This window comes from Halobellus sp. Atlit-38R (assembly GCF_003665925.1).
Lineage (GTDB): Archaea > Halobacteriota > Halobacteria > Halobacteriales > Haloferacaceae > Haloquadratum > Haloquadratum inordinatus.
Genome location: NZ_QXIJ01000037.1, coordinates 1 through 2,030, shown reverse-complemented (window position 1 = coordinate 2,030; position 2,030 = coordinate 1). Strand labels below are relative to the sequence as shown.

Annotated in this window: 2 protein-coding genes; one reads left to right on the top strand and one right to left on the bottom strand. The window is 49.9% G+C overall.

What is annotated here, in order from left to right:
• The first annotated feature begins 269 nt into the window (after positions 1-269).
• The gene (locus D3D02_RS20505) at positions 270-974 is read left to right on the top strand and encodes a polysaccharide deacetylase family protein (RefSeq protein WP_147435692.1); all 705 of its coding nucleotides are present in this window, start codon (positions 270-272) and stop codon (positions 972-974) included.
• 196 nt (positions 975-1,170) lie between these two features.
• On the opposite strand, the gene D3D02_RS17890 is transcribed toward D3D02_RS20505, so the two are convergent.
• Positions 1,171-2,030, bottom strand: an 860-nt coding sequence (locus tag D3D02_RS17890; RefSeq protein WP_147435691.1) for a transposase, incomplete at its 5' end; no start/stop codon positions are given.

Sequence of the window (2,030 nt, the reverse complement as noted above, 5' to 3'; positions counted from 1 at the left end):
AAGACCAGTCATTCTAGCGTGCTTGTTGCACTAGTTCCCACTCGGTCTTTGCCAACCCCTGTTGATCTGATTCACGCGCCAGGGGCTTAGTTGCAGGATTTTCATAGAGTCATTCTATGACACCCTCTCAATATGCTAAACTAAATATGAGCAATTCAATATAAAAAATTTTTAACCAGGTAGTTTGGATATGAGGGTATGTTTCATTTGGGAGTCCAGCCAAAGCATTTCGTTTGGGGTTACGAGCAGCAAGCAAAGGTATTTTCATTATGAATGAGACAAGCTACCAGTTTATATGGAAAGAATACCGGTCTTTGCTTGAGCGCCTTGTATCTGCTGGATACGATTTCAACTCGTTCACCGAAGATCCTCAGGAAGGTTGTGTCTATCTCCGCCACGATGTTGATTGGTCACCTGAGAAAGCGCTGGAAATGGCTCGTATTGAGTCCGATTACGGAGTTAGCTCTACGTATTTTTTTCTTCTCACCTCTCCTCTGTACAATTCTCTATTCGATAATAGTAGAGACATCATCTCACGTATCGTGGAATTAGGTCATAATATAGGACTGCATTTCAGCACTCACCAATACTGGCCAAAAGAGCCTTCAGAGAGAAAATTAAGGGCAAATGTGAAGAATGAGCTCTCTATTCTGTCAAATCTTTCAGACGAAGTTTCTCCCGTAATCTCTTTTCATGTGCCACCTGCGTGGGTTCTTGATACTACATTCGACTCATTGAAGCATACGTATGAACCGATGTTCTTCAGTGAAATTGAGTACGTCGCTGATTCGAATCATCGATGGCGTACTCAGCCGCCATTCGCTAATGGATTGCCCAAAACTATGCAGATATTGACACACCCTGGGCTATGGGATGACAGTCCCGGGTCCTTTGAAGAGCGACTCCGTGAAGCTCAAGAGATTCGGTTTAATTCGACCCAAACATTCCTCAAAGAACAATTTCTTGATCATTAACAGGTGTTCGGAATGTGCATCAGCGAGCGATGAGCGTCAATTTACTACACCGATGGGTGAAGTGCAAAATGAGAGCTGTCTGTTCAACTCCGCACTCGAAGACCGCCATCGTTCATTCCTGGTGTGATTCACTCGAAAATAGAATGGGTAAGCAGAGATATCTCTCACAAGTCGGCGTTCCGCCGCCGCGGAACGCCTACGTCACAGGTGCCTCCTTGCGGACGACATTCAGGAATGTCCGCGCAGGCACGCGTGGTTTCAGTCGCTGGTCAATGTCGAGGCTGACCTGCACCAGCAGGTCAACGAGCAACCACATATCGTACAGAATCACTGCGAAACCGAAGTAGAACACTCGAACGGCGGTATTTCGTGAAGTCGTCCACGCGAGGAAGTCCTTGATCGACTTGTAGCTGTTCTCTATTCCCCATCGGCGGGCGTACCGCCGCATCACGCGGCGGGTACGCCCCCGCGCCTTCTTTGTCGCGTCACTTACCGAGAGGTTCGTCACGAACGTCACCGTTGCACCTTCCTTCCGATCCGAGGGAACCACGACCAGCGTCGGGGTGACCGTCACACTGCCACCCACGATGGTTCTTTCCATCTCGTGATTCTGTTTAACACCGACGTCGTGGTCTATGTCCTGTACAAACCGCTTGACTGGGTCATCCGAGGATTTTCGGATGAGATAGCAGAGGCCCGCCTCTTCGACCGCGTGGATCACGCCGACGCCGTCGAATTCGGCGTCGGCGTAGACCGTCCCAATCGACACAGAGTCACTCGCTATTTCGAGCAGTTGCTCAACGAGAACTCGCCGAGGGATGTAGCCGCGGAGCGGCCGCATCCCGAGCATGAACTTCACTTCTTCCCCAACGATCGAGACGGTCGCCATTTTGTAACACCACGAGTACGATTTGCTCGGTGGTGCGCCTGTACTCATCTGGAACTCGTCACGATCACCGTAGTAGGCGATATAGGTGATATCGATCGCCACATCGACGTGGCGATCGATCGAATAGTATTGCTCAGCAGCCCACATCATCGTTCCAATCGCTCCGT